This window comes from Pseudomonas sp. LJDD11, from assembly GCF_024584215.1.
In the GTDB taxonomy this organism is placed as follows: Bacteria; Pseudomonadota; Gammaproteobacteria; order Pseudomonadales; family Pseudomonadaceae; genus Aquipseudomonas.
On record NZ_JANJFL010000059.1, the window covers coordinates 1 to 2857 of the forward strand.

At 62.5% G+C, this 2857-nt stretch carries 2 protein-coding genes and 2 pseudogenes; all 4 read right to left on the reverse strand.

The window, feature by feature from the left end; genetic code table 11:
* A pseudogene (locus tag NRB16_RS28680) lies at window positions 1-131 on the reverse strand (formaldehyde dehydrogenase, glutathione-independent); the annotation flags it as partial.
* Window positions 132-170: 39 nt separating this feature from the next.
* On the reverse strand, window positions 171-1517 hold the full coding sequence (gene dddP / locus NRB16_RS28685; RefSeq protein ID WP_257107535.1) for a dimethylsulfonioproprionate lyase DddP: 1347 nt from the start codon (window positions 1515-1517) through the stop codon (window positions 171-173).
* 97 nt (window positions 1518-1614) lie between these two features.
* Complete coding sequence (gene proX / locus NRB16_RS28690; protein WP_257107536.1) at window positions 1615-2652, reverse strand: glycine betaine/L-proline ABC transporter substrate-binding protein ProX; 1038 nt, start codon at window positions 2650-2652, stop codon at window positions 1615-1617.
* A 57-nt stretch (window positions 2653-2709) separates the two neighbouring features.
* A pseudogene (locus NRB16_RS28695) lies at window positions 2710-2857 on the reverse strand (glycine/betaine ABC transporter permease); the annotation flags it as partial.

Genomic DNA, 2857 nt, shown 5'->3' on the forward strand with positions numbered 1-2857 from the left:
GCGACCACCTTGAGGATCACACCGTGCTCAATCTTCTTGCCGCGCGGGTCCTGCATTTTCGGGTAATCGATGTTCTGGACTTCGACCTTGCCGGCCCCCAGGTACACCACGCCTCTGTTGCCTGTACTCATTGCTACTTCTCCTTTTACAAAAACTGCGGGCGATGCAAATCAATCGTTGAGAAAGCTGCTCTCGAACGGGTAATGGGTCAGCACTTCACAGCCGGTCTCGGTCACCAGCAACTGGTTCTCCAGCTTGATACCGTCCTTGCCGCCAACCTCGCCGATATAGGCCTCCACGCACAGCGCCATGCCCGGTTCCAGCACCCCGGCATAGCCGTGCGACTCAAAATCCTCGGGGTAGCGGATGCAGGGGTATTCGTCACACAGGCCCACGCCGTGGAACATCACCCCGTAACGCTGGGCGCGGCAGCTCTCGGGCAGGCGATGACCCTGGGCGGTCAGCTCGGCGAAGCTGAAGCCGGGGCGCACCATCTGGGTGTTGACGCTGATGTGTTGATGGGCGATGCGGTACAGGCGTTTTTGCTCGGCGCTCGGCTCCAGGTCGCCGCAGATCCAACTGCGCGACATGTCCACGCACATGCCGTACACGCCGATCAGATCGGTGTCGAAGCTCAGCAGGTCGCCATCGCTCAGTACCCGTGGCCCCGATTCCTGATACCAGGGATTGGTGCGCGGGCCGGAGCTGAGAATCCGGGTTTCGATCCACTCGCCGCCGCGGCGGATATTGCCGGCATGCAGCGCGGCCCAGACGTCGTTCTCGGTGGCGCCGGCGCGCATCGCCAGGCGCATCTCGGCGATAGACGCTTCGCAGGACGCCACCGCGCAGCGCATGGCGAGGATCTCGTCCGGACCCTTGATGACCCGCGCCAGTTCAGTAACTTCCTGGCCGCTGTGCACGTCGATGCCCAGTGCATCGAGGGCACGCAGGCCGGCCACCTCGATGCGGTCAACGGCCAAGCGGCGGTTGGAGCCTGCGTGGTTGCGCAGCAGTTCATCGATTTGCCCGGCGAAGCGTTTAGCGTGCAGGTCGGTGTGCTCGCCGGTTTCGAAGTAGAAAAACGACGCGCCGCTGCGCAGTTCGCTGATCAGCGGCAGGTGTCTTGATAGATGATCGCAACCATGGAAATCCCACAGCACCACATGGCCGCTGGCCGCGACGAAGCAGGCACGGGCCGGGTTGTGGGTGGTCCACAGTTGCATGTTGGTGGTGTCGGTGGCGTAGCGAATGTTCAGCGGGTCGAACAGCAGGATGCCGCCCAGATCGCACTTGATCAGTTGCTCGCGAATGCGTTGCAGGCGGTACTCGCGCATGGCTGCCAGCTGCGGCGCCTGCAGGCCCAGGGCATCCCACTCGGCGAAGGCCAGCGGGGTCGGGCCGATCTCGACCCGGTCGTTGTTGTTTTCCGAGCCGTCGGGTTTGCACGGGCTGTCGGTAACGCGGCCCGGCTCGATACGCCGGGCGTGGTGCGCGATGGAGAAGGGTGAGGTCATCATGGCTGGACGTTCCTTGTTTTTGTAATGCCAGTCGTCAAAAGCTTCGCTGGCAAGCCGGCAGCCACCGGACAGGGGCAGCCGACTGCCAGCGAACGGTTTACGGCTTCTTGGCGGCGTCCCGGGCGGCCTGCAGCCAGCCGTCGAAGTCGGCACGGTGTGCGGTGATCCATTCCTGCGTGTGGCGACGGATGTCTGCCGCTTTGTTTTCGCCGTTCTGCATCTTCAGGTTCTGCGCGCTTTCGTCGGCGGCGCTGATCTGCACCAGCGACAGGAACTTCAGCGCCGCCGGGTTCTTCTCGGCGAACTTGCGGTTCAGGACGGCTTCGACCTTGTCCACGGCAAAGCCGAGGTTTTTGCCTTGGTACTGGGTGTTGACGCTGTTATCGCCGCCCGGCAGGTCGGTCTTGGGCACTTCAAGCCAGACCACGTCTTTGCCCTCGACCAGCACACCGGCCACCCATTGCGGGGTCCAGGTGTAATACAGCACCGGCTTGCCGGCCTTGGCGCGGGTGATGGTGTCGGCCATCAGGGCGAAGTAGGAGCCCTGGTTGACATGCACGGTCTTGTCCAGCTCGTACGCCTTCATGTGGTGGGCGATCACCAGCTCGCAGCCCCAGCCGGGGTTGCAGCCGGTCAGGTCAGCCTTGCCATCGCCATCCACATCGAACAGCTTGGCAATTTCCGGTTTCTTCAGGTCGGTGATGTACTTGATGTTGTAGGCATCGGCGGTTTTCTTGTCGATCAGGTAACCCTGCAATACGCCCGGCAGAATGTCGCCTGCCTTGATCATCGCCGCGTCGCCACCGGCCTTCTGATAAAAGCTGGCATGCAACTTGTCCCACAGGTTGACGCTGAAGTCGGCATCGCCGAAGCCAACCGCCAGGACCATGGTGGCGTATTCGGTTTCTTTGGGTTTCTGGACGTTGTAACCCAGCTCACGCAGACCCTCGATGGCGATTTCACCGCGAAAGCGTTCTTCATCGACGGTCGGAAAGGCCGGGGTGATCTTCACGCCGTCGCCCGGTTTTTCGAAGCTCGCCGCGCTGGCGCCTGTCGCCATGCCCAGTGACACGACCGCCAGCGCGACGGCGCAGGCACATTGGCTAAAGCGCTGGGATATCTTGAATTCAAACATCGTGGCATACCTTCTTCTGGTTGTTATTCAAGTACGGCAGGTCAAGAGGGGAATGAATCAGGCGGTCTTGCGCCGCCCTGCAGCCGGGTTGGCGCCGAACAGGCGCAGCAGCAGGCCCAGCGGCCCGGTGTGATACCAGCGCCGGCCAGGCTCGGCGGCGGTTCTTTCACCCATCGCCTGGGTCAGGCGGTCGAGGAAGATCGCC

Excerpts from the sequence above, each read along its gene's own strand:
- dddP (WP_257107535.1), bottom strand. The coding sequence starts at position 1,517 with ATGATGACCTCACCCTTCTCCATCGCGCACCACGCCCGGCGTATCGAG.
- proX (WP_257107536.1), bottom strand. The coding sequence starts at position 2,652 with ATGTTTGAATTCAAGATATCCCAGCGCTTTAGCCAATGTGCCTGCGCC.